General features: G+C 32.3%; 15 protein-coding genes, 3 pseudogenes and 1 riboswitch. Of the genes and pseudogenes, 10 read left to right on the plus strand and 8 right to left on the minus strand.

All coding sequences use genetic code 11. The features are described 5' to 3' along the window. Window positions 1–642: 642 nt before the first annotated feature. Both mmuM and mmuP read right to left on the minus strand, forming a co-directional pair. Window positions 643–1,617 (minus strand): homocysteine S-methyltransferase, encoded by a 975-nt coding sequence (gene mmuM, locus ILT06_RS21025; protein WP_222655499.1) that lies wholly within the window; start codon window positions 1,615–1,617, stop codon window positions 643–645. Further along, window positions 1,592–3,001, minus strand: a complete 1,410-nt coding sequence (gene mmuP / locus ILT06_RS21030) for an S-methylmethionine permease (protein ID WP_088047588.1) — start codon at window positions 2,999–3,001, stop codon at window positions 1,592–1,594. Before mmuP ends, mmuM begins: the two co-directional genes overlap by 26 nt. Before the next feature lie 83 nt (window positions 3,002–3,084). Next, window positions 3,085–3,192, minus strand: a riboswitch (SAM riboswitch). A gap of 344 nt (window positions 3,193–3,536) precedes the next feature. Here mmuP and ILT06_RS21035 point away from each other — a divergent pair. Beyond that, a pseudogene (locus ILT06_RS21035) lies at window positions 3,537–4,058 on the plus strand (IS4 family transposase); the annotation flags it as partial. Between the two features lie 371 nt (window positions 4,059–4,429). On the opposite strand, the gene ILT06_RS21040 reads toward ILT06_RS21035, so the two are convergent. Continuing rightward, window positions 4,430–5,662, minus strand: a complete 1,233-nt coding sequence (locus ILT06_RS21040; RefSeq protein ID WP_222655500.1) for a HAMP domain-containing sensor histidine kinase — start codon at window positions 5,660–5,662, stop codon at window positions 4,430–4,432. A gap of 4 nt (window positions 5,663–5,666) precedes the next feature. Then, window positions 5,667–6,359 (minus strand): response regulator transcription factor, encoded by a 693-nt coding sequence (locus ILT06_RS21045; protein ID WP_088047590.1) that lies wholly within the window; start codon window positions 6,357–6,359, stop codon window positions 5,667–5,669. A 714-nt stretch (window positions 6,360–7,073) separates the two neighbouring features. On the opposite strand from ILT06_RS21045, the gene ILT06_RS21050 reads away from it, so the two are divergent. The 3 genes from ILT06_RS21050 to ILT06_RS21060 are packed head-to-tail and all read left to right on the plus strand — an operon-like array spanning window position 7,074 to window position 11,074. Then, window positions 7,074–7,874: a lipoprotein BA_5634 family protein gene (locus tag ILT06_RS21050; RefSeq protein WP_222655501.1), complete on the plus strand. Its 801-nt coding sequence runs from the start codon at window positions 7,074–7,076 to the stop codon at window positions 7,872–7,874. Window positions 7,875–7,895: 21 nt separating this feature from the next. Beyond that, on the plus strand, window positions 7,896–8,609 hold the full coding sequence (locus tag ILT06_RS21055) for an ABC transporter ATP-binding protein (protein WP_064474243.1): 714 nt from the start codon (window positions 7,896–7,898) through the stop codon (window positions 8,607–8,609). Further along, the gene (locus ILT06_RS21060; protein WP_064474242.1) at window positions 8,606–11,074 is read left to right on the plus strand and encodes an ABC transporter permease; all 2,469 of its coding nucleotides are present in this window, start codon (window positions 8,606–8,608) and stop codon (window positions 11,072–11,074) included. Before ILT06_RS21055 ends, ILT06_RS21060 begins: the two co-directional genes overlap by 4 nt. Before the next feature lie 451 nt (window positions 11,075–11,525). Here the strand turns inward: ILT06_RS21060 and opuD are convergent, their stop codons facing one another. Next, window positions 11,526–13,076 carry a glycine betaine transporter OpuD gene (opuD, locus tag ILT06_RS21065; protein WP_222655502.1) on the minus strand — a complete coding sequence of 517 codons (1,551 nt, stop codon included), beginning with the start codon at window positions 13,074–13,076 and terminating at the stop codon, window positions 11,526–11,528. A gap of 412 nt (window positions 13,077–13,488) precedes the next feature. Here opuD and ILT06_RS21070 point away from each other — a divergent pair, with 412 nt between their 5' ends. Then, window positions 13,489–13,767, plus strand: coding sequence for an AbrB/MazE/SpoVT family DNA-binding domain-containing protein (locus ILT06_RS21070; RefSeq protein WP_064474240.1), 279 nt, complete (start codon window positions 13,489–13,491; stop codon window positions 13,765–13,767). Between the two features lie 569 nt (window positions 13,768–14,336). Here ILT06_RS21070 and ILT06_RS21075 read toward each other — a convergent pair. Beyond that, a pseudogene (locus ILT06_RS21075) lies at window positions 14,337–14,399 on the minus strand (helix-turn-helix domain-containing protein); the annotation flags it as partial. A gap of 699 nt (window positions 14,400–15,098) precedes the next feature. Between ILT06_RS21075 and ILT06_RS21080 the strand changes: the two are divergent. The 3 genes from ILT06_RS21080 (at window position 15,099) to ILT06_RS21090 (ending at window position 22,689) form a co-directional block, all read left to right on the plus strand. Further along, on the plus strand, window positions 15,099–17,339 hold the full coding sequence (locus ILT06_RS21080) for a M60 family metallopeptidase (protein WP_222655503.1): 2,241 nt from the start codon (window positions 15,099–15,101) through the stop codon (window positions 17,337–17,339). A gap of 140 nt (window positions 17,340–17,479) precedes the next feature. Then, the gene (locus tag ILT06_RS21085; protein WP_222655504.1) at window positions 17,480–19,846 is read left to right on the plus strand and encodes a putative mucin/carbohydrate-binding domain-containing protein; all 2,367 of its coding nucleotides are present in this window, start codon (window positions 17,480–17,482) and stop codon (window positions 19,844–19,846) included. A gap of 104 nt (window positions 19,847–19,950) precedes the next feature. Further along, window positions 19,951–22,689: a putative mucin/carbohydrate-binding domain-containing protein gene (locus ILT06_RS21090; RefSeq protein ID WP_222655505.1), complete on the plus strand. Its 2,739-nt coding sequence runs from the start codon at window positions 19,951–19,953 to the stop codon at window positions 22,687–22,689. Window positions 22,690–22,862: 173 nt separating this feature from the next. On the opposite strand, the gene ILT06_RS21095 is transcribed toward ILT06_RS21090, so the two are convergent. Next, window positions 22,863–23,303 carry a MarR family winged helix-turn-helix transcriptional regulator gene (locus tag ILT06_RS21095; RefSeq protein WP_064474305.1) on the minus strand — a complete coding sequence of 147 codons (441 nt, stop codon included), beginning with the start codon at window positions 23,301–23,303 and terminating at the stop codon, window positions 22,863–22,865. A gap of 143 nt (window positions 23,304–23,446) precedes the next feature. On the opposite strand from ILT06_RS21095, the gene ILT06_RS21100 reads away from it, so the two are divergent. Next, window positions 23,447–23,920, plus strand: coding sequence for a GNAT family N-acetyltransferase (locus ILT06_RS21100; protein ID WP_088047596.1), 474 nt, complete (start codon window positions 23,447–23,449; stop codon window positions 23,918–23,920). A gap of 354 nt (window positions 23,921–24,274) precedes the next feature. Here the strand turns inward: ILT06_RS21100 and ILT06_RS21105 are convergent, their stop codons facing one another. Continuing rightward, entirely contained in the window at window positions 24,275–24,640 is a 366-nt protein-coding gene (locus ILT06_RS21105) for a DUF3221 domain-containing protein (protein WP_222655506.1), read from the minus strand. Between the two features lie 644 nt (window positions 24,641–25,284). Here ILT06_RS21105 and ILT06_RS33290 point away from each other — a divergent pair. Then, window positions 25,285–25,389, plus strand: a pseudogene (locus ILT06_RS33290) (IS6 family transposase); the annotation flags it as partial. Between the last annotated feature and the right edge of the window lie 407 nt (window positions 25,390–25,796).

A 25,796-nucleotide genomic window follows, 5' to 3' on the forward strand; every position in this document is an offset into this window, starting at 1 on the left:
GGAAATAGCAATGTGGCGACACCCCATACCCATCAACTTAAGAATGGAAACAAAGTGTACTTTCATTTTATGGAGTAAAGCATTCCTAAAATAGAAGCATACTTTTAATAATACGCATACCAAATAAACCCTTTCGTTTTATTAAAAGTCAAGGCAATAGTAATGAAATCCTATATTTATACGATTGAATATAATATCACACATTTTATAAGGTAAAAAGGAAAGGATAGATGAACAGGGGAGTATACCTGTTTACATCTATCCTTTTTTACAACAATATGACCACATTTACTACTACAACAAATTTTCATATAGTTATTGAACTATTTTTTGAATAACTAAATTAACCTCTTCGTTAACTTTAATTACGAATAAATGGTCCCCTTCACCTTCAATTGGATCAATTATATCTTCATTAAAAGATTTAGCATGTTGTCTACCATATCTATTAAACTAGCGGTTTTTATTTTCCCTGATTCCTTTCCATACCTAAGGTACCCAAAAGTCCACTGGATTCCCGAGGCTACCATCCATATTTGTGTCTCTGAAAAGACATTTTGTACCACTAGACGTAACTGTAGATTCCTGAACAAGCCAAATCATGAAAATACACACAAAGATAGATTATCATCCATTACATTACTATTTTGCTTCGTTCGAATAGAAAAACTTGGAAGAACGCCACTTGTTCGATATCTCCTCAATGTGATAAGGGGTCGTTTTGCAGCATCCACCTATTAAACGTGCACCTGCTTGGTACCATTTTTCAGATTGAATATCCAACGCGTTACATTGTTCATGACCATGCCATGTTTTTGTTTCTGGATTATAAGTTTCACCAGAGTTTGGATAAATAATAATCGGTTTTTTGGTGTTTTCCCTCAACGCTTGGATTGCACCAGTCACAACGGTTACTGGCGCACAATTGATGCCTATCGCTACAATTTGTTCACTTTTCTCAAAAGCTCGTGCACACTCCACGAGTTTCATACCTTCACTAATCTCTTTCTCATTTTTTACCGAAAAGGAAAGCCACGCATATGTTTCTGGAAACTCACGCAATAATCTATCTAATACTCTTGCTTCTTGCAGGGAAGGGATTGTTTCAAATGCCAATAGATCTGCACCTGCTTCGATTAACGCTGACATTCTCGAACGGTGAAAGTCTGCTAATGTTTTATCTGTCACACCATAGTTGCCTACATACTCTGAACCATCTGCAAGGTAAGCCCCGTACGGCCCAACTGATGCAACAACCAATGGTTTAGGCCTATTCGTTTGCGTATTTTCCTTCCAAAAATCATCTCTTGCCCTTCTTGCAAGTAACACCGTTTTCTTAATTAATTCCAAAGCTTCCTGTTCTTGTATTCCACGCGCGGAAAAACCACTAATAGTAGCTTGATAGCTTGCTGTTATGGCACAGTCCGCTCCAGCACGAAAATAGTCCGAATGAACCTGATAAATTAGTTCCGGATTTTCTAGTAACACACGTGCCGACCAAAGGGGATCGTCCAAATTACATCCATGCGCCTCCAATTCTGTAGCTAATGCTCCGTCAAGAAGCATAATGGAATGTTGGGATAAAATAGCATCAATTGGGTTGATTTTGTTCGACATAATTTACGTCCCTCTTTTTTAGATTTTTTGTTAGATAATAACTTCCATAGCAAAACAAAATAAACGGTATGCCGCAATATAAGGCAATTCTCTGTGTTGGATCGAATGCAATTCCAATACACGATGCCAGACAAAGGATAAAAGAAGCAATTGGTACTAATGGATATAGTGGTGTGCGATAAATCAAGTCCTTTTCAGAATTTCCTTCTTTCAAAAATTGTCTGCGAAATAGGAACTGGGAAGCACTAATACTCATCCAAACTACAACTACTGCTAGACCAGAAATGGAAACAAGTACGATATAGACAGTATCTGGTGCCACAATACTTGAGAGCAAAGCCAAAGCTCCACCCACCATGCTGAAAATGACGGCGTTGATTGGAACACCTTGCTTTGTCATTTTTCCAAAAATCGGGGATATCGTATTCTTATTAGCAAGCGACCAAAGCATTCTAGAAGAGGCATAAAGGCCTGAGTTTGCTGCAGATAAAATGGCTGTTAAGATAACGAAATTCATTATGTCAGCTGAATATGGCACCCCAATTCGTTCTAGAACTGCAACAAAAGGGCTCTCTAATACCCCTGCATCGGAAATAGGCAATAACGCAGATAAAACAACAATCGTTCCTACAAAAAAGATGATCAATCTCCACAGAGTAATTCGAATGGCCTTCGGTATCATTTTTTCCGGGTTCGCTGTTTCTCCAGCTGCAATGCCTATTAATTCTGTTCCCGAAAAAGCAAAATTAACCGCAAGCATGGTCATTATAATGGCGGTAGCACCATGAGGAAATAAACCTCCACTTGTAAAATTAGAAAAGAATGGTGCTGCTTTTGAATGAGTCATCGGAAGAAAACCTAGCATTGCCGCTACTCCTAAAACAATAAAAATCACAATAGCTATAACCTTTATCGATGAAAACCAAAATTCGGATTCGGCGAAAAATTTAACAGTCAGGACATTTAATACAAAGATCAAAATGGCAAAAAGAGCACTCCATACCCAAACATTAACCGATGGAAACCATCGCTTCATAAGTAATCCTGCGGCTGTAAATTCAGAACCTAAAGCAACAGTCCAAGTTAGCCAATACAACCAGGCTACTGTATACCCTGTACCTGGTCCAATGTATTTAACTGCATAACTATGAAATGCGCCCGTTTCAGGCATATGTACGGATAGCTCTCCTAAACATAGCATAACTAGATAAACCACTAGCGCACCAATCAGATAGGATAGAATTGTTCCAAACGGGCCAGCTTGTTGAATAGTGTAACCCGAGCTTAAGAATAAGCCCGTTCCAATCACCCCACCAAGTGATAGCATGACTAAATGACGTGCTTGCATTTTCCTTTGAAATTCTTGTCCATTTTTGTTCTCCATTTCTACTCTCCTTTAGTTACTATCCAGAAAAAACAAAAACGCACTCTAAAAAAGAGGGCGCTACTGACAAATAAAAACGGAAGCTCTCATCTATCAGGATTATCACCCGCTGGAATTAGCACAGTGTCTACTTAAGCAGACCTGTTGCTGAGGTTTCATAAGGCCAGTCCCTCCACCTCTCTGGATAAGAAATATTTTTTTATAACCTTATCAATCCATTCAATAATTGTCAAGATAATTCTGTTTTTTTAAAAAAATTATCTATTATAAAAATACAAAAAATAGAGTATTACTATAACTGCAACCCACTCCTTCTTGGGTATTATTTAAAAATAGAACATATAAAACCTTATTTATTTATGATACGGTTCACAAGCACTTCCTCAAAATTTGATGCACTTCTAAATATCTTCTTATTTCTTTGGCTATGGGGTCACCATATATAACCAGCAACTCAGGAGATTTTAATACCCTCAAATATTAAAAAACGTTATCTTTTCTAAACAAGCTAAATTAGTAAGGATGATGTTTTCTTATGAATCTCTCGATTCAAGATGAATTATTACCATTTGCAGAAGAATTACAACGATATGTTAAACCTGTATTCTTAGAAGAACTTGCAAGAGAAATAGGGTTTATAAAGCGAAAACGTAAGTTTTCTGGATCAGACTTAGCTGCTATTTGCATTTGGATTAGTCAACGGGTGGCAGTGATTCCTTGGTTCGATTATGTAGTAGGCTTCATGCAGCGACAGGCACTTTACTTAGCCCTGAGGGCTTAAATATACGTTTAAATGCTAAAGCAGTTTTGTTTTTAAAACATATTTTTTTTACTGTTAGAACAAAAGATATGTGAACAAACACAAATTTCTAACCACCTTTTCTCTTATTTTCAACGAGTCCGTATCCTAGATGCCACCGTATTTCAAGTGCCAAATGCTTTAGAGAATGTATATCTAGGCTCAGGAGGGTGTGCCCAAACAGCTGGAACCAAAATACAATTAGAATATGATCTGCACAGTGGAGAATTTCTTAATTTTCAAGTTGGACCAGGGAAAAAAATAAAAGAGCCTACATCTCCAATTACTTAGTAATTGGAGATGTAGGCTTTATTTTTCAATGTCTATTTATAGTTATTTATATTTAACGTTCCGGGTAAAGTTATGGTTTAAATTGTGGCAGATGTATGCTACAAATCACATTTATAGAAAGACGTGAAAATAGTAATTAATTTTATAGTGTTAGGGGTCTTGTCACACATCCTTAAGTTGATGGATATGTGACAAGACCCCATGACCATCAAGATAAGTTCCTATAATACCCTAAAAACGAAAAACTTATCTCTCCACAGTCATTCTTCTTTTTTCAACGCTAATTAATTTTTGAAAATTATACTTAAAAGTGTGGATGTTAAAAAATTTAATGACTATTAATACTTCATAAAAGTAATTGTAAATTTTGTAAATGAATGTTTTTGGCTTTCTACTTTAATAAATCCGTGATGAGCTTCGATAATTGATTTTGCTAGTGCTAAGCCAATTCCAATAGATCCTTCTTTTTTAGAATTTTTTGCTTTGTAAAATCTATCGAATATATATGGCAAATCTTCTGATGCAATACCTTCACCAAAATCTTGAATTATAATTTCAGTATGAATAGGAGAGTTTGTGACTTCAATATAAATAGAACTATTATCATTTGAATGTTCAATGGAATTCTTTAAAATATTTAATAAAGCTTCTTGCATCCAAATACTGTCATGGAAAAGTGATATTTTTTCATTGGTTTTTAAATGTATGTTCATATTTTTTTTATTTAATTTACTGTGCAAACTAGCAATGACCTCATAAATTGTATCAATAATATCAGAATTTTCTTTTTCAAATAGTATTGCCCTAGCATCTATTTTTGAAACTTTTAATAAATTATGTATTAAAAAGCTGATTCTTGAAATTTGAACTTCATTATTGTGTAAAAAATGATATTGCTGTTCATTTAATTTACCTTGTAATAAGATATCGTTGTTCACTGTTAGTGTTGAGAGTGGTGTTTTTAGTTGATGAGAAATATCTTGTAAAGTTTGAATTAAAAATTGTTTCTCTTCCAATAAATTATGCATACTTTTTCTAATAATATTTTTCAGTTTATGAAAAGAATTAGCGAGTTTTGCTAGATCTCCTTCTCTATTTTCCTTTATATCAATGGTGTAATCACCTTCAATAATTTTATTCGCTGCAGCTGTTACATTTCTAATTTTTAAGAAAAAAGATTTATATTGTAAGTAATTTAGAAAAATTAGGATTAAACTGAACCCTATTGCTCCAAGGAACATGTATATATTGTTTTGGGATATATGTTTATTTAAATAAGGAAAAAGTCTTGAATCCAATTCAGCAGATAGACCATATTGATTTAATAGCATTTCTCCATCACTGGAATAATCTTTTTTATTCGCTGTATCATTTGTAAGTGCTTGTATTATTTCGTATTCATTTTCTGGGTTTTGTGTAATTAGTTTTCCGGTAATTTCACTCCAAATAGTAATATAATCATTTTTTAAATGGTCATATAGAATATGAACTGTGATAACTTGATATATAATAAATAAAAAAGAGATTAATGCTAATGTAAGTATATTAATTTTTATTTCTCTATTTATCATTAAATTACTCCTTACTGACGTCTTTATTCCAGAAATATCCGACACCTCTTTTTGTAATTATACAGTTAGGATTTTGTGGAGTATCCTCAATTTTACTTCTTAATCTTTTTACATAAACAGAAAGAGTATTTTCATCGAAAAACACTTCACTTTCATCTACTATTTTTTTCAATATCTCATTTCTTTGTAACACTTTATGAGGATTTAGCATTAGCGTTAATAAAAGTTTGTATTCTAAATGTGTTAAATTTATACTTTTCTCATGCTTAAAAGCTCTGGCCGCCTCAACTTCAAGCTGTATATTTCCAGACCTCAATATAGTATTAGAAGCTGTTTTAATTTTTTTTCTTAATTGTACCTTTACTCTAGATAATAGCTCTTTTACCCTGAAGGGTTTTGTTATATAATCATCTCCACCAATTTCAAGGCCCATTACTACATTTGCCTCCTCATCTAGTGCTGTGAGAAAAATAATAGGTATATCACCTTTTCTTTTAAGATAGGTACATAAATCATACCCATTTCCATCTGGGAGTCCAACATCTAATATGGCTAAGTCAAATTTATTATTTTCGTATTGGTCTTTTGCATCTTGTACAGTAGAAACTCTTATAACCTCAAGTCCTTCTCCTTTTAGAGTAAACTCAATAGCCATTCCTAGATCGTTATCGTCTTCAACGAATAATACTCTATCCACAGTATCTCTCCTCATTTGTCTTTGATTATGGCAGTATTTTAGATTATGACAGTTATTTTACACGTTGATTGGCTAATTTAAAATAGTTTAGTATGGAAATGGACTTTTAGAGGCTTTTCTGAGTATAAGCATAATACCCAAATCGCCTTTCAGCTTTTCAACACATAATGAGATACAACAATTATTTAAAGCAGAATATTCACGTAATTCATACGTGTTCTTGCTTATATTTTGAAAAACCTTGTAATAGAATCTTGTTGAAATTGTCCGTTTTTATAAAATCAGTAATGTTTTATTTAAGTTAACTTAACTTATACAAAAATGTTAAATGAAAATTGGATTCGCATTAATTATGTAAATGAATTAAAAAAACAGCTCATTGAGAATAAGAGCTGAATGGGAGCGGATTTTCGAGAATTTGAAAAGTATGTGTGTACTTAAATAAGTGTATAAAAGCCATTTAAGTGTACAATTTTAAAATATATCTTGAGCAGAGTTACGAGTATATAAAAAGTTAGATTTAGTAATCTTACTAAACTGTAAGATTAAAGTATATATAGTAAGACAAGAGTTATTCAATTAGCAATTAAAGACGTCTATACTGGAGGTAATCATTCTTTATTAAGACTTGTAGCATTTTAGTCACTGTTTTATTTAAAGAAGAAAACCACTGTTCTAATCCCAGATTAAACATAGTATATGAGGAGGAAGAAAATGAAAAAGGTAATAGGATTTCTAGCAGTAACAGCAATTTTTATAGGTATAGGGTTTGCTGTAAATCGTTATATAAATGGTCCCTCACAACCGGTAAACGGTATCATGGTATCTGGAACGAAAGAAAATATATCTGCTGTTAAAAATCTGTATAAAGATCAAAACGTACGAACAGCAGATTATAGTTATAAATTGGTCAAAGAAATAATAAAACAAGAACTCACTACCGAACAGAAAGAAGATATTAAGAAAGAATGGAAAGAAAAAGGGGAAAATATGACTGAAGAAGAGATGGACAAAGAACTTGATAAATCATCTGTTAGAAAGAAACAATACGCGGTTATTACAAAATCTACAGCAGAAAAATTCTTGAAAAAAGGAATTGTAAGAACACCCTTATCTAAAGAAGATAGTTCAATAACTTCAACCCCGGTAAAAGAAATAAAAGAATTAGCGAGTGAAAAAAATTTATTTTATAGAAAAAAAGCGGAAGATGAGGAAGTTAAGGATGGAAATTTAAATTTAAATGGACAAATGATACCTGTTCAACATATTGAACAAAATAATTGGATTGGCTATTTTTCATCACCGATAGTAATTGTTAATGAGGACACATATAAACAATTAAAAGAAAAAGAAGTAAACCTTTCGTTAATTCAGTTTGCAAAAGAAAATTTTGATTATAAAAATAAAAACAAGGTAAATAAGGTGATCGAAAACATTTCAAAAGTGTATGAAGTGAAAGACAAGAATAGTGAATACGATAGGGATAAAATCTATTTTGTAGAGATTCAAAATTAATCTGTGAAAAGGATGAGTTGTATGGAGGTTGTTAGATTAGAAAATGTAGAAAAAACATATGGAGAGGGAGAAACGCGAGTACAGGCGTTAATAGGAATTAATCTTTCCATTCATAGGGGAGAATTCGTAACCATAGTTGGAGCGTCAGGTTCTGGTAAAAGTACATTATTACATATTTTAGGAGGGTTGGATCGTCCGAGTTCAGGAAATGTGTTTATAGGTGGTGAAAATATCTATAATTATAAAGATAATGAACTTTCTATTTTTCGCCGAAGAAAAGTTGGCTTTATATTTCAGTTTTTTAATTTGATACCTGTCTTGAATGTACAAGAAAATATTGCTTTGCCAGCTCTACTGGACGAGGAACAGGTAGATGATCATTACCTGGATGAAATTATACGAACTCTAGGGTTAAATGAAAGACGAGATCATTTGCCTTCTGAATTATCGGGTGGTCAACAACAAAGGGTATCTATTGGTAGATCTCTTATAAATAAACCCGATATCATCTTAGCAGATGAACCAACCGGAAATCTAGATACAAAAAATACAAAAGAAGTTCTGAATTTATTAAAAGTAACAGCTAAAAAATATAATCAGACGGTGATTTTAATTACCCATGACCCTGCTATCGCATCAAACTCTGATCGAATTATAACCATTGCAGATGGCATGATTATTTCAGATGAACAATTATTGCAAAATCAAGCAAAATGTGGAGGGGAGGAGTATTGATTCGTAGTTACAAACAGTTAAGTCAAAAATATCTCAGAAGTAATATAAAACGTACTCTGCTAACATTAACAGGCATTATTTTAGCATTGGCGCTAATAACAACGATTGGATTGTTTTTTAATAGCGGATACACTTCGGGAATTGAAAATGCCAAAAAAGGTTCTATGGGTTCCGCAAATATTTCAGTTGAAAATTATAATCAAAAGCTTTTCAATATGATAAAAAGTAATCCGAATATATCTTCTTATGGCATCATAACTCCAGGAGAGACGCTCAATGTTGATGAAATAGCTGTCTCTTATATGTATGCAGACCAACAAGCATTAAAGCTGTTAAATTCTAGTATGCCAGTACAAGGTAAGCTACCTTCAAATGAAAACGAGGCTGTTTTGGAAAAATGGATGCTACCTTACTTCGGGCCCAATCTTAAATTAGGCGGTATGTTTACTATTCATGATAAAAAATATAAACTTGTTGGTTTGCTAAATAAGTCTAATAGTACTCAGGAAAATAAAACAGGTCAATTATTGACATATAAAAATAAGTTTAAAGTTGGAGAAGGTAGCGTATTGATTGAATTGCATAAGTACGCAAACTTTGATGAAGTTGAAAATCAATTTAAATTATTAACGAATAAAGAAAATATAAGAGTGAATGACGGATTAAAGAGAGCCTTAAAGCCTAGTGTTGAGATAATGATGGCAGCCGCTATTAGTATTGGGATTGTTGTGATTTCTACGATTGTTATTATTTACAATGCATTTCAAATTAGTATAGTAGAGCGAATGAAACAGTTTGGGCTATTGAGGAGTATAGGAGCTACAAAAAAACAAATCAGAAAAATTGTGATAAGGGAAGCAACAATTCTTTCAATTATTGCTATCTTTTTTGGGATTATGTGCAGTATATTAGTAGTCTTTTTACTTAATCAAGTACTGATAAACGTACTTAAAAACTCTATGGGATATACAATTAAATTAGATTGGTTAATTATATGTGTAAGTTCTCTAATTACATTGATAACTGTCTATATTTCAAGCTATTTTCCTGCTTTTTTTGCAGGTAGAATTTCACCGTTACTGGCCGTAAGTAGCCGATTAGCTATAAAAAAAGAAAAAATAAAGAAAAAAAAGAGAACAAAGTTAAAGAAACCACTATCTTTTCCCTTAAGTATGGCATTAAAAAATATCCAAAGGAATCCCAATAGATATACAGTTACAATCTTGTCTATTATTATAAGTAGTGTACTGTATATTACGTTTACGTTTCTCATAGATACTGTCATTCAGCGTAAACAACCGGAAATTCAAGCTCTAAAATCGGACATATCAGTTACGCTTAATTCAAATTTAGACAAGCCTAGCATAGATCGTATGAGTCGAAATATTTATAAAGTCAATAATGTAGAGAAGCTGTACAAGCAATATCAGGCAAATGATTTTTATACGAAAGTACCAAAAAATAAACAAATTAAAGAATTACAAGGAAATGAATCGCTGTATCAAAAAGTAAAATATAATAATCAAACTGTAGAAATTATGAAAACACAAATAAAAGCATACGATGAGAATAGTTTAAAGAAACTAGCTGAAAATGTAACTAGTGGAAGAATTGATATTTCAAAATTAAATCGTGAAAAAGAGGTTATTTTAGTAAAACAAGCTGCAACGAATGATATGAATACAAGTAAAAAATATATAGGTTCTCTAAGCACTTTTCAGGTAGGGGATGAAATCCAAATAACAAGTCAGCAGGAAAGAAAATCTACAGAGGAAATCTCCTACAATGAAGAAAAACTGGAAACTTTAAAAATAGCTGCAATTGTAGAATTGGATATTTTTAATATGAGCAGAGTGATGGATACCATAACTTTTATTACTAGTGAACAAATAGCTGAATATATTACACCATCTCCACAAAAATTATCAGGTTTTGAAATTGATTTAGAGAATCAATCTCAGGCTGATGCTACAATTTTAGATATACAAAAGAAACTGGGTGGAGATGCATCTATAGATGTACAAAATAATATTGTTCAAAGTAATTTTCATACAGACAATGTACTTTATATAAAAATATTAGGGTACGGATTTATAGCTGTTATTACACTGATTGGTTGTGTGAATATTTTAAATACCATTACAGTCAGCATCATTATGAGAAGAAAAGAACTAGCTGCTTTAAAATCGATTGGTATGTCGCAAAAGAATTTAAAAAAGATGATTACTTATGAAGGGCTCCTGTACGGTCTCTTTGGAAGTATACAAGGAATCTTTTTCGGCTGTATGCTTTCATATATTCTTTATATAGCGCTTTCGAATATGGTGTCTTTTGAATTGATTATTCCTTATCAATCTATCTTTACCACATTTATAACTGCACTGTTGATTAGTTATGTAGCGGTACTAATACCACTTCGGAAAATTCAAAAGGATAATGTTATAGATGTAATTAGAGAAGAATAACAGTAGTCATAACAATATATTTTTCGTGAAATACAATGCCTGTAATTTTTAGAGTGGAATATAAAGGGTTTGTAAAAGAAGGTTAGACAAAGTTAAAGCTTTATCAAGGGAAGGTAATTTCTTCTCTTGGTAAGCTTTTTTGAGATAAGGGATAGTTTTAAAATGTATAAAATAGAAAAAGCTTCAGAAAAAGATAAAGAATAGTTAAATGAAATCAAAAGAATTAGAACTAAATGAAAGGTGAAAGTGGACACATTGTTAATGTTAGTTCATAAAAGGGTATCACCACATGTTTATCAAGCAAATATTTTAAAGAGTCTCCGAAATAAAAAATTTCTTCGTTTTGAGGAACTATCAAATTCTTAAGTTGATAGATGTGTGGCGGTACCCCCATACAGTAAGGTTAAATAATAGAAAAGCACCTCTCTAGCAAAGAAGAGGTGCTTTTCTATTATATAACTTTTTTAATTTTTTGCGGTGATTGTTTCGTTTGAGTAATGATATTCTCTTGTCGTAATTCTTTAAAGAGCGACGTGACCATAAGAACGACTACAATAGAGAATGGTAAAGCTGCTATGATCGCTGCAATTTGCAGTGCATTTAACCCACCTGCTTGCAAGAGAATGGCTGCAATAGCTGCAATTGTTAAACCCCAAATAAGCTTCAAACTGTTTTTCGGTGATAAGTTACCATTGCTTGTTTGCATAGCAACAACAAATGTTGCGGAGTCAGCAGAGGTAACGAAGAATGTTGCGACTAAAGTTAGTCCAATAATGGTCAAAAATGTTGAGAATGGTAAATGCGAAATGACAGTGAATAAACCAATTTCGGTACCATTTTTCGCAATTTCATCAGCAATTCCAAGTGATTGGAACATTTCCATATGAATAGCTGTACCACCAAAAACAGCGAACCAAAATGTACAAATGAATGTTGGGATTAATACGACGCCGATAATAAATTCACGAATTGTACGCCCGCGAGAAACACGGGCAATGAATGTACCGACGAATGGAGACCAAGAAATCCACCAACCCCAGTAAAAAATAGTCCAATTTTCAATCCAAGAAGAAGATTCTTTGCTAAAAGCACCTAAATTTAATCCCATGCTTGGTAATGCTCCAATATAAGAGCCCAGTGTGGAAGTAAAATACTTCATGATAAAGACAGTTGGCCCTAAAATTAAAAAGGAAACGAGTAATATTCCAGCGAGTGAGAAGTTTAAGTTACTCAAATATTTAATCCCACGATCTAAGCCAGTTTGTGCACTTGTTAAATAGAGTACAGTGAAAATGGCAATAAGTACGAGTTGTGTACCAATTGTGTTATTAATAGAAGGGAATAAATAGCTTAATCCTCCAGCGATTTGTTGTGCACCGATGCCTACGGATGGTACGATTCCAAATACAGTTGCTAAAACAGCCAAAATATCTACTGTTTTTCCAATAGGAGAATGTTTCGATCGATTAAATAATGGAGTAACTGTAGCGCCAATTGTGCTACCTTTTTGTTTTCGGAATGTAAAATATGCAATTGTTAGAGCGACCATTGCATAAAGTGACCAAGGGAAAAGACCCCAGTGGAAAAATGAATATTGCATAGCAAGTTTTGCGCTTTCCTCAGATCCAGGTTCACCGGTAAGCGGTGCTCCAAAGTGTGAAATGGGTTCAGTAATTCCATAAAAGAGAAGTCCGATGCCCATTCCTGCTCCAAATAACATGGAAAGCCAAGAGAGGTAACTATATTGCGGTTTTTCATCATCTTTACCAAGACGAATGGAGCCATACTTTGAAGATGCTAAATAACCAGCTAAAATAATCATTGTGGTCATAAGTAGAGAGTAAAACCATCCAAATTTATTGAGAATAAATGCGTTTAAAGAAGAGGTAACACTTTGTAAATCATAGCTTTGTATCCAACTTGCTGGAATTATACCCCATATAATAAATAAGGTTGTAAGCAAGATGGAGATATAGAATACACTGTTTTCTTTTTTTATCATAGAATCCCACCTTTTATTTAATAAAGTTAAAAATTATATTAATAATAACAATGATAGGATTAATTGTCAAAAAATTCTTTTTTTATAGGTGATATAGGGTACAGCCAACGTACTAACATAAAACCCGCATTAAGAATTGTTTGCACCGTAAAAATACTGTACATTTTTGTAATAATGCTTTGCTTGAATCGCCTACTGCGATAGCACCACATGCCCATTAAGCTAATATTTTAAGGTACACTCTAAATAGAAAAAATTTTTATAGCACAAAATTTCATTTTTGGCTTTTTTGGGGTAACCTGTTCTGTTAGGTTTATAGTAATGTGGTAATACCTCTTTATGGCGAAAGCCTGTTACAATAGTTAATAATAACTTAGGTACAAATTGATAATGAAATGGGGAAAGAGACTAGATGAAAGCAACCGGAGTAACTAGAAAAGTAGATGAATTAGGGCGTGTAGTAATTCCAAAGGAACTTAGAAATACGCTTGGTATTAAAGAAAAATCACCATTAGAGATTTTTGTAGAAGGGGAAGACATTGTTTTACAGAAGTATCAGCCTGGTGGTGTTTGTGCATTAACAGGAGAAGTGTTAAATCATAACATAGCATTAGCAAATGGTAAGATAACATTAAGTCCAGAAGGTGCAGAATTATTACTAAAAGAAATAGAACAGTATCTTGTAAAATAAATGCTCCTTTCAAGGGGCTTTTTTTTTATAGGGGAAATATAAAATTTCACGTATCATAATGTTTAATAAAAAACTAAATACCTAATTAATAGTCTACATATAATCTTATGTTGAATTAATCCGCTAAATAGATACTGTATTGTTTGTTTTGAGAAGATTAGCAAATAATTTAGTACGAGATACTGAATTATAGGGTAAAAAAGAAAAAGGACGCTTAGCTTTAAAGGTCTAAACGCCAAAATGAATAGATAAAATATAAGTACATAGAGGGGAGAGTGATTCCCCGACTCATTATGAGTATATCATGGAATCAGGTTATAAAGAAAAACAAATAATAATTAGGCTTGTTAAGTGGTGGGGGAATTTTGAAGAAACTTACAAATGAAAAAATTTTACTGTTAAAGGTAAATATAGGGGTACTGCCAAGATACATGTAATTTTGAGTTATAGGCTTACTTTTATTTTGAAACATAATCAAATCGGGGTTTTTTCTATAATTTTTAAACTTATTATCATACACCCTAATCATACAATTGAAACAAAGTATTTTCAGTAGCTAACTAATGAATGATTAAGGTTGCTTGTGCTTTATTTGGATAGATACGAAATTTATATGCTTTATTGATCATCATTCCTTTCACACCCATTTTGATATGTACCTATTATACAACAAACGTACATTCGAATGATATTGAAGTAACAATGTAAGTATGTCGAACAATTAAGATGACTTCCTGCCATCCCTTGTCCGAAGCCAATTCATCTCCCACCTACTCATTTCACGTTCCTTGAGGAAGGAGTCTTCTTGGCTAAAATGATAAAAACTACGATACCTTTTCTGTGGAATCCTAGGAAAAGATGACGCTTTTATCTCCCAATAACTTAAAAACTTAAGCTATAAGAGAAAAAAGAATGAAGTATTCTGATGGTAGTAACTGACTTAGCGGTGTCAATGTATATATGACAAATCCGCCTATAGCTATTTACTTTCTTGAATTTTACATAATATTAATTTTTTGTGAATTATTACTCTTTAATTAATTAGATTTAATGTATTATTCACACGAAATGACTACCTTTGTGTAATTTATTTGATTTGTAAGACAGTTAGGAATACTAGATTAAAACATAAATACACGTTTTTGATAGATATTTTATAAAGTTGTATTTATATGTGTCATAAAATAACATCTAAATATAATTATAAACAGAGTAAAGGGAGGGCTATGTAAAAAGTAATAAATACAAGTTCATGAACTGTTTTTGCACGTAAACACATGCTAAAGAAATGAAAACTTTTAAATTTATCAAGGAAATGAGAGGGAGATACTATGGGGAATAAATCAAAGCATAAAACCAAAAGAATACTTGTAGCTACTGCAACATTAACTATACTTGCTTCTGGAATGGCTTCTTCACCAGATGTCTTTGCAGAGGAAATGCAGCAACCAAAAAAATTATCAGCATCACTGCAAGGCGAGAATTCAGTTAAATCAGAAAATAGAGCGTATACAGTCCCAGGGAAAGGTGATGTCGAGGTACTAAAACAACAGGAAAGAAAAAGTATGGCATTTAGCCCATATGAACCCACTGGTTTATATGCAAAACCAAATGAACAAATAACGATTAATGTAGAAGGTAATCAAGATATTCAGGTATATATTGGAACGTATTCGTATGATGCTTCTTGGAGAGAAGATTCTAAAATAAAATCATTTACATTAAAACCTGGTATAAACACAATTCAATCTCCAAATGGGGGGATGATTTATTTTTATAATAAACAACAAGGTGGCACCATTCGAACAACAGTCACAACAGGTGGAACGACTACGCCTTTCTTTGAATTAGGAAAGCATACGAAACAAGATCTAATAAACATGCTGGACCAATATCCTAATGCACATGCAGTGGAGTTAAAAGGAGAACGTGTATTAATTACAGCCAGCCCTGCACGTGTTAAGAAATATTTGTTGGGTTCTAATACAGATCCTGTACAACTCTTAAAAAAGATGGATGAAGCTACTCGAATTCAAGACAAAGTAGCTGGATTATCCGAAGAACAAGTAGATAAACATTATGTTCATTACGTAGAGGAAAATCATTCTCCTGATTATTATATGTATGCAACTTCTTATCGAACTGCATATGTAGGAGATGCAATTCAATACGTGTTAGATATTGATAAATTTGTAAAAGATGGCTGGGGGCCATGGCACGAGGCAGGACATTTGAGACAACAATCGCCCTGGAAGTTTTATAATATGACAGAAGTACAAAATAATATATACAGCCTTTCTGTAGAAAAAGCATTTAATCAACCATCCAATTTAGAGAAAAGTGGAATTTATCCAAAAGCGTTTCAATATCTAGAACAAACGAATAAAAATTATGATGAAATTAGTGATGTTTTTGTTAAGCTTGTTATGCTTTGGCAACTACAGTTAGCATATGGAGAGGATTTCTATCCTAAATTGCATCAATTGTATAGAGACATGCCTTCAAATGAAATTCCACAAACTGATGAAAATAAAAAACAATTATTTATGATTTCAGCATCAAAAGTAGCCAAACAAAATTTGATTCCTTTCTTTGAGAAGTGGGGATTACGTCCAAATAACGATACCATCCAAAAAGTGGCTGCATTAGGATATCCAATTTTAACAACAGAAATTTGGAAGGGTACGGATTCTAATCCAATTAAACCAGATATGCCTAATGGAAATAATATTTTAGAAGGAAAACAGTTTGCATGGTCACTAAAAGGAATTAGCGATTTTGAGTTTGCTAAAGTCAATTTCAATAAGTCGACAGAAGAAATGCAAATCGACTTAAAAGAAGGCATACCGCATCATTATTTTAATGAAACATATGCGAGTATTAAAGTACAAAATGCATCAGGAAAAGTAGTATATAAGAAAGACATTTATGGAAACAAACAACAAAATGCTGAACTGCAAAAAGTTCCAGTCAAAGTAGGAGATTATATTGAGTTAACACATCTAGAAGGTGTGCATAGAGCAACTTTCATGAATGTCGATAATAGTAAACAAGAGAGCTTTGGAAAAAAAGCCATATACGAAGTTACAAAGGATGGCCTGAAAACAGTAAATCAAATTGTTAATCCGAAACCAGATACAGAAGCTCCCACACAGCCACAAGGATTATATGCAAGCAACCTTACTTCTAACAGTATAGAGCTAAAATGGAATCCTTCTACAGATAATGTAGGTGTAAAAGAATATCAGGTATTACGTGATGGACAATTGATTCAAACGGTAAAAGGAACGACGTTTACTGATCAAAACTTAACAGTTAATAAGGAATATAAATATGCAGTGAAGGCCGTAGATGCAGCTGGAAATACATCAATTCAAAGTAACATTCTTCCGGTAAAAACAAAAGATCAAAATACATCTTATGAGAAATGGGATCCAAAGAAGGCGTATACAAAGGGAGATAAAGTAGAACATCAAGGGAAAGTGTATGAAGCTGTTCAAAATCATCAAGGAAATGGTGACCCGAATTGGATATTTGCAGTATCGTTATGGAAACCACTTACAATCAAGTAATATGTAAGAATCAGATGTGAAGATAGAAAAACATAAATTGGGGCAGTATTTTAAAGAATTACTGGATGTTGCTTGAATTTTGATAGATTTCTCTATTAAGTTATTATTCAAAAATTAAAATTAGAAAAGGAAGAAGATTAGTGATTATTCAGAAAGAAAAGAAAAGATTTAATAAAGTTATTATAATTACCGCAGCATGTAGCATGTTTTCTATGTTTGGAACGTCTATTTCGCACACTAAAGCTGCAACACATTCAGCTGCTCCAGCAGTTTATGTCAGTCCCCAAAATATACCTGCCTCAGATATTATTAGTATAGACTGGTCACCAGTTCAGACTCCGCCTTATACGTACTGGGCTGTACACAACTGGAATGCAGGTGGTGAAGCTGGAGGATATGCTGGTTTTCAACAACAAAGTGGGTTTGATGAAAATGGAAAACGTACTTTACATTTTGCTTTATGGGATCCAATTTCCTCTAAAGAAGCAATAAAGGCCGAATACTTATCTCCGAATTCGCAAGCTGGACCCTTTGGAGGAGAAGGAACAGGAATGAAGGTTCAAACAACTTATGGTTGGAAAGACTACAATTGGTACAGAATGACAATGCGTTCATGGCAAGAAAATGGTCATACTAAATTTGGACAATGGCTGAAAGATGTAACAAATAATAAATGGCATCAAATTGCAATTATGGATTTTCCTGTTGCTAATGTTGCATTTAATCATGGATTAGGAATGTTTCAAGAAGACTGGGCTGATAGTGGACAGAATGTTCGAGAAGCGCGCCTGAAAAATGGTTATAGCCGAAAGTTAGTAGATAAACAATGGAATTCATGGAATAATCAAAATATTTCAGGGACGCATGATAATGCTTATCAATATGATGGAGGAGCCACTTCAGAATATGTATGGGTCAAAGCAGGAGGTAATACGCAGTCTACCATTGGATCAGGAAAAATATTCACGCTAAATCAACCTACTCAACCTGAAATAGGAAAACTAGATTTTGATATCCAATCTATATATTATGAAAATGAAAAATTAAATGTATCTTGGAAACTAAAAGAAAATAGTACACCGCAATTTAAGGGGAAAATTGAAATTTATAACAATGAAAATATGACGGGCCAACCTATTAACGTAATTGATGATATTAAATCTTATCAAAATGGGATCAGTCAATCTATATCATTATCAACAAATGCTTATGCAAAAATTGTATTAACGGATTTATTTGATCAAACTGTTGAGAAAAAGGTACAAATCAAAAATGAATCTCCAAACATTTTTGAAGGTAACGAATTTGCATGGTCGCTGAAAGGGATTGGAGACTTTGAATTTGCGAAAGTAAATTTAAATAAATCAACAGAAGAAATGCAAATTGATCTAAAAGCAGGTGTACCACATGACTACTTTAATAGTACATATGCAAGTATTAAAGTGCAAAATACATCAGGTAAAGTGATCTATAACAAAGAGATTTATGGAAACAAACAGCAAAATGCTGAATCACAAAAGGTACCAGTCAAAGTAGGAGATTATATCGAGTTAACACATTTAGAAGGTGTGCATAGAGCTACTTTCACAAATGTCGATAATAGTAAGCAAGAGAGCTTTGGAAAAAAAGCCATATACGAAGTTACAAAAGAAGGTCTCAAGAAAGTAGAAAAAATGCCAGAAGCAACAATTTTAGATGGAAATCAATTTGCATGGTCATTAAAAGGATATAGTGATAGAGAAATTGCAAAAGTAGATTACGATAAAACGGCAGAAGAGATGAAGATAAAACTAGAAGCAGGTGTACCACATTCCTACTTTGCTAGTACGTATGCGAGTATTAAGGTCCAGAATTCTTCTGGAAATGTTCTGTACAATAAAGAAATCGTGGGAAATAAACAACAAAATGCTGAAAGCCAAACTGTGCCCGTCAAGGTAGGGGATTACATTGAATTTACCCATATAGAAGGAGAAGCAACAAAGGAGAAAACGCGAGCAACTTTAACTAACCTTAAAAATAAAAAAAATGAAACCATTGGAAAGACAGCAAGGTATCAAGTTACAAAAGAAGGCCTGAAGAAAGTAGAGAAAATGCCAGAAACAACAGTTTTAGATGGAAATCAATTTGCATGGTCTTTAAAGGGATATAATGATCGAGAAATCGCAAAAGTAGATTATAACAAAGCAACAGAAAAAATGCAGATTAAATTAGAAGCGGGAGTACCCCATTCCTATTTTACTGATACGTATGCAAGCATTAAAGTTCAAAACTCATCGGGCAATATTTTGTACAATAAAGCAATTGAAGGAAATAGACAACAAGCTGCTGAAAGCCAAACCGTTCCAGTCAAAGTAGGGGATTATATTGAGTTTACTCATATAGAGGGAGAAGCACAAAAGGAAAAGACACGCGCCACACTTACTAATCTTGAGAATAGTAAACAGGAATATATAGGAAAGAAAAGAATATATCAGGTTACCTCTATGGGATTATTAATAAAGTCATAGATTTCACTACAAAACTTAAATTATTGATTTATATAATATATATAAATCTTAACTATTATACGCATTAAAAAATGCTCAAGAGAAAATAGATTGGCGGGTATAGTATGAACATATTTAAAGGGTTTCTAATTTCATCAATTGCAATGACAACATTTGTAGGAACAGATCTAATACTACAAAATGATAGAATTCATAATAAAGTTTACGCGGAATCTTATAATGTCACATACAAAGAAACAGATTCTAATAAAAGAGATTCACAGGAAGAACAATTAATTGTAAAGTTTAAAAATGAAATTGACTTACCTTATGAAGATGGTATTGAGAAACGAATAAAAAATGGGAATTATGATAACAATTTAAAGAAGTTATTTTCCGAAAATACGGAACTTACTTTAAATCGCCTGTTCTCATCTGTAAATCCGATAGAGATTGAAAAGTTATCATTACACTCTAAATCATTTGCTAATCAATCAGCTAACAATCTATTAAATTATTATATTGTACAAGCTCCTAATAACATAGAAATAGAATTATTACTGAAAAAATTTGAAACATCACCTCTTGTAGAGGAAGCTTATATACAAGAAAAACAAATTTTGACACCCCCTGAAATACAACAGTTACCAGATTTATCTGTTAATCCGTACGATGATCCTAGATTTAAAAATCAAGGATATCTTGAAGCAGCACCAAAGGGAATTAATGCCTCGCATGCTTGGAGCATTAAAGGTGGTGACGGAAAGGGTACTACTTTTGTGGATATGGAATATGGATGGTTATTGAACCATGAGGATTTAGTCAATAAAAATATAAAGCTTATGTCTGGACAAAATATAAGTCAGCATAGAGCTCATGGTACTTCTGTATTAGGAATTGTTTCATCCGAAGATAATCAAATTGGAAATATTGGAATTGCACCAAGAGCAAATGTAAAAGTAATATCCCAAATCAGGGATAATGGAATTTATAATACAGCGGATGCCATTTTAAGTGCTGTACATAATTTACAAGCAGGGGATATTCTTTTATTAGAGGCACAAGCTTCGTATGATGGGTATGGGGAGAAATATTTACCTGTAGAAGTACATCCAGATATTTTTGATGCGATTCGTGTTGGTACAGATAAAGGGATTATTATTATAGAAGCTGGCGCAAATGGTTCAAACGACTTAGATAATTTTAAAGATCGTAATGGAAAAAAAATCTTAAATCGAAATAGTCCAGACTTTAAGGATTCAGGTGCTATTATGGTTGGGGCGGGATCATCAACTGTTCCACATAAACGTTTATGGTTTTCAAATTATGGAAGCCGATTAGATGTATATGGATGGGGAGAAAATGTTGATACAACATCTGCAAATCCAAGTCAAAATAATACAAATTTATATACATCAACATTTAGTGGAACATCAAGTGCTTCACCAATTATTGCTGGGGCAGCAACTTCGATTCAAGGTATTGCTAAAGAACACCGAGGTTCTCCTTATACACCAGCCGAATTAAGAAATATCTTAAGTAATCCAAATACAGGAACAAAATCTCAAGATCCATGGAATGATAGAATAGGTGTTTTACCTGATCTAAAATCTATATTAGATAACTTAGGTTTTAATCCAGATATACCGAACTCTTCTAATATTTTAGAAGGAAAGCAGTTTGTATGGTCACTAAAAGGAATTAGCGATTTCGAGTTTGCTAAAATCAATCTCAATAAGTCGACAGAAGAAGTGCAAGTTGATTTAAAGGCAGGCATACCACATCATTATTTTAATGAAACATACGCGAGTATTAAAGTACAAAATGCATCAGGGAAAGTAGTATACAATAAAGACATTTATGGAAACAAACAACAAAATGCTGAATCGCAAAAGGTTCCAGTCAAAGTAGGAGATTATATCGAGTTAACACATCTAGAAGGTGTGCATAGAGCTACTCTCACAAATGTTGATAATAGTAAACAAGAGAGCTTTGGAAAAAAAGCCATATACGAAATTACAAAAGAAGGTTTGAAGAAAGTAGAAAAAATGCCAGAAGCAACAATTTTGGATGGAAATCAATTTGCATGGTCGCTAAAAGGAATCAGTGATTTCGAGTTTGCTAAAATCAATTTCAATAAGTCCAAAGAAGAAATGCAAATCGACTTAAAAGCAGGCATACCGCATCATTATTTTAATGAAACATACGCGAGTATTAAAGTACAAAATGCATCGGGGAAAGTAGTATACAATAAAGACATTTATGGAAACAAACAGCAAAATGCTGAATCACAAAAGGTACCAGTCAAAGTAGGAGATTATATCGAGTTAACACATTTAGAAGGTGTGCATAGAGCTACTTTCACAAATGTCGATAATAGTAAGCAAGAGAGCTTTGGAAAAAAAGCCATATACGAAGTTACAAAAGAAGGTCTGAAGAAAGTAGAAAAAATGCCAGAAGCAACAGTTTTAGATGGAAATCAATTTGCATGGTCTTTAAAGGGATATAATGATCGAGAAATCGCAAAAGTAGAGTATAACAAAGCAACAGAAAAAATGCAGATCAAATTAGAAGCCGGTATACCACACTCCTATTTTACTAGTACGTATGCAAGCATTAAAGTTCAAAACTCATCGGGCAATATTTTGTACAATAAAGAAATTGTAGGAAATAGACAACAAGCCGCTGAAATTCAAACTGTTCCAGTAAAAATAGGAGACTATATAGAATTTACCCATATAGAAGGAGAAGCACAAAAGGAAAAGACAAGAGCTTTACTAATTAATCTTGAGAATAGTAAACAGGAATTTATGGGTAAGAAAAGAACATATCAAGTTACTTCTACGGGATTATTAATAAAATAGATTAAAAAGATGTCTAAAAAATATAATTTTTTTTGGACATCTTTTTTATTATTAAAAAAGAGTTAACTATTGATAATGATGTATGATGAATTCTATAGGCACATTAGATATTTTATATATTTATACCTATTCAAAAAAACAAGTTATAGCTAATGTTCTAAGGATTGACACATCTATTTTTGTTTAATATTTTTATCCAATTTTTCTTTTATTATCATCATGGAAATACGAATTTCATTAATCTCACTATCACTTAGTCCGTTAAACAATTGATTTATTTGTTCATCTGACTGAATATGAATTATATCTAGTAGTTCCTCTCCTTTTTTTGTCAAAAAGAGAAAGTTTTTTCTGCTGTCTTTTATTGAGCTTCTTTTCTCTATTAATCCTTCCTTCTCAAATCTACGTAAAATTCTGCTCATATAGCTTCTATCAATATTAAGTTCTTGCACAAGATTATTCGCAATACACTCTGTTCTTTCGCTTATTTCAAATAGTATTCGTGTTTCGGTTAATGAATAATCTGTATCTAGAATCTGGTTATTAAATAGACCAAGTACCTTTGTATAAAAACGGTTGAATTGTCTGATGTCATAAGTAATTTTTTTATCCATAGATCCTCCTTTAGTTGACTAAGTCCACGTTTAATATTAATATAACTGTACCCTTAAAATGTGGATTTAGTCAATGTTTTAAGGATGCCATTTTCAAAAATCTGTCGCAATCTTTATTAAAACCTAATTGAAGGAGATCGTATATGATTATTCGAAAAATGAAAAAAGAAGACAATGCAAAAGTAAAAGAAATTATACAAGACTCATTAAAATCACTTGGATTAGCGCTTCCTGGAACAGCTTATTTTGACCCTCAACTTAATGACCTACATCAATATTATAATAATCTAAAACATGCGAACTATTGGGTAGTAGAAATGGAAGGAGAAGTTGTTGGTGGAATTGGTATAGCACCGTTTAACGAATATGATAAAGTTTGCGAATTACAAAAGCTATACTTAAGTCCAAAAGCACAAGGTCTAGGGTTTTCCAAGAAACTAATGGAAACAGCTTTGTCATTTGCCTCTAAACATTATGAAAAGTGCTATTTAGAAACAATGCATGAATTAAAAACTGCATGTCTATTATATGAAAAATTTGGATTTATACTTTTAAATGCCCCCCTACCAGGTTCTGAACACTCCACTATGAATGCATGGTATATAAAATCTTTTTAAAATTAGGTGTATTAAACGCATCTATAAAAAGGAAGTATTGAAGGAGCTTTATTTTGACACAAATACAAACATGAATTTCAACTAAGCAATCAATTGCCTCTCTTAAACTGGCTATTTAAAAGTGATGAAAAAAACTCAAATGTAGCGATAAAAGTTTTGATAAATCTACAAAATGTAGTGATAAAACGAAGGAAAAACCATGAAAAATAGGCGTATCATGCAAAGTGTTGATACGCCTTAAAACTACATTGTTAAACAACATGTGTCGTCGTGTAGTAATAATGATGTTTATTTAATTATCTTAGTTTCAGTATTACAAATAATGGCTATCTTCTTTTATAAAAAATATATAATTTATTCAATTATTTTTTCGATAACAGGCATAGCAGCAATTGGTGGAATAGAGTGAGTCCATCCTACGGAAAATATGTTTAGTTTTTCACCTACGCTGTAGTTATCTTTGCTAGTAATAGGGACACGTAAGATTTTATTTTGAGAGGCTAATTCCCACCAATTATTTTGATAAGAGAGTGCCTCCACTTTTGTGTTAGTGTCAGCTACAACTAAATAATTATCATCTGCTGAAATAACATATCCAGTGAAAGGTATCTGTATTCGTATTTGTTCTTCGTTAATAGGAGTAGGGTTACTTATAGAATCTGCCGAAATAGGAGTTAATCCAAAAGCTAATCCACATCCTAGTGTTAAAGTGGCTACCATTGTTACTAAATTTTGTTTTTTGAAAACATAATATAAATCCCCCTTATATTTTATCCGTACACGATCACCTTTCTATTTATATATAGAATGTATTCTGATATTCCTAAATCTAACAATTATGTCACAATTGATCCATTGTTTTTTCAACTGGGTATTATTTAAAGATAATATATGTTATAATTCACCAAATTAACTATTAATTGTACCTTCAAAAATAATATATTTCTTCTCATAAACTACGTAAAATCGAGTTAAAATTAATAAATATATACCATTTTTGTAAGTTGGGAATTAACGGTAAATCATAAGTAATATAAATGTACACAAAAGTGTCGATTCTAATAATCTAGTTTGGCTAAAAAACTTATATCTTAAATAGAAGACTAGATACATTTTGACTAAATATAGATAATTTTTTGTATTTTTTAGTAGTATAATGAGATTATTTAAAAATGTAATATTATGTATATATGGAAATATTTATCTATTTTTGGGTTATTAGGGATTTATTTTATCTATAAAAGAAAATTAAATATTGATGTATAATTAAAAGTTCTGGTGCGAAAAATTTTATGGGAATTGCAAAAAATCTCTACATCTTGGACATACTGATGCTATTACTCTAAAAAAAGTATGTGATCGGTATGAAAAAGGAAAAAATTTTCATATGCAAGCACTATCAACCTACTATTATCTTATTAACGGTAAGATGGTACCCACGGTACAACCTAAATTTTCGTTATTTGTTGATGCGGATATTCTAGAAAAAGATGGGACAATCCATGACCAAAAAAAATAGAATATTTAAAATCACATATTATAAATTTTTAGAGGAAGCATCCGTAGCGGATGCTTTTTTCTTTGCTATATAAGATTTATATAATAAATGAGAAATTAACTAAGCAGACAATTGAACCCCGCAACTCAAACAACCATACTCATATCTCACAAATTGATCCATAACTAAAATAATTAAACAAACATTTGTTTAATTTTACATAAATGATTTCTTCATTTATAAATTTCTTAGCGTACAAATTCATCAAAATGATATGGTGATCCCAATTAGGATGACGTTCTTTTTAAAGTACTGTTATATCTGAGTTTAGGTGATTAGTTATAACTGTCTAGAAGTTTTTTTATGAGAACATAGTGT

The sequence above is a fragment of the Bacillus sp. 17RED48 genome (assembly GCF_019837545.1).
In the GTDB taxonomy this organism is placed as follows: Bacteria; Bacillota; Bacilli; order Bacillales; family Bacillaceae_G; genus Bacillus_A; species Bacillus_A wiedmannii.

Coding starts and splice junctions, on each gene's coding strand:
- mmuM (WP_222655499.1), bottom strand. CDS start 1,617: ATGTCGAACAAAATCAACCCAATTGATGCTATTTTATCCCAACATTCC.
- mmuP (WP_088047588.1), bottom strand. CDS start 3,001: ATGGAGAACAAAAATGGACAAGAATTTCAAAGGAAAATGCAAGCACGT.
- ILT06_RS21040 (WP_222655500.1), bottom strand. CDS start 5,662: ATGATAAATAGAGAAATAAAAATTAATATACTTACATTAGCATTAATC.
- ILT06_RS21050 (WP_222655501.1), top strand. CDS start 7,074: ATGAAAAAGGTAATAGGATTTCTAGCAGTAACAGCAATTTTTATAGGT.
- ILT06_RS21055 (WP_064474243.1), top strand. CDS start 7,896: ATGGAGGTTGTTAGATTAGAAAATGTAGAAAAAACATATGGAGAGGGA.
- opuD (WP_222655502.1), bottom strand. CDS start 13,076: ATGATAAAAAAAGAAAACAGTGTATTCTATATCTCCATCTTGCTTACA.
- ILT06_RS21070 (WP_064474240.1), top strand. CDS start 13,489: ATGAAAGCAACCGGAGTAACTAGAAAAGTAGATGAATTAGGGCGTGTA.
- ILT06_RS21080 (WP_222655503.1), top strand. CDS start 15,099: ATGGGGAATAAATCAAAGCATAAAACCAAAAGAATACTTGTAGCTACT.
- ILT06_RS21090 (WP_222655505.1), top strand. CDS start 19,951: ATGAACATATTTAAAGGGTTTCTAATTTCATCAATTGCAATGACAACA.
- ILT06_RS21095 (WP_064474305.1), bottom strand. CDS start 23,303: ATGGATAAAAAAATTACTTATGACATCAGACAATTCAACCGTTTTTAT.
- ILT06_RS21100 (WP_088047596.1), top strand. CDS start 23,447: ATGATTATTCGAAAAATGAAAAAAGAAGACAATGCAAAAGTAAAAGAA.
- ILT06_RS21105 (WP_222655506.1), bottom strand. CDS start 24,640: ATGGTAGCCACTTTAACACTAGGATGTGGATTAGCTTTTGGATTAACT.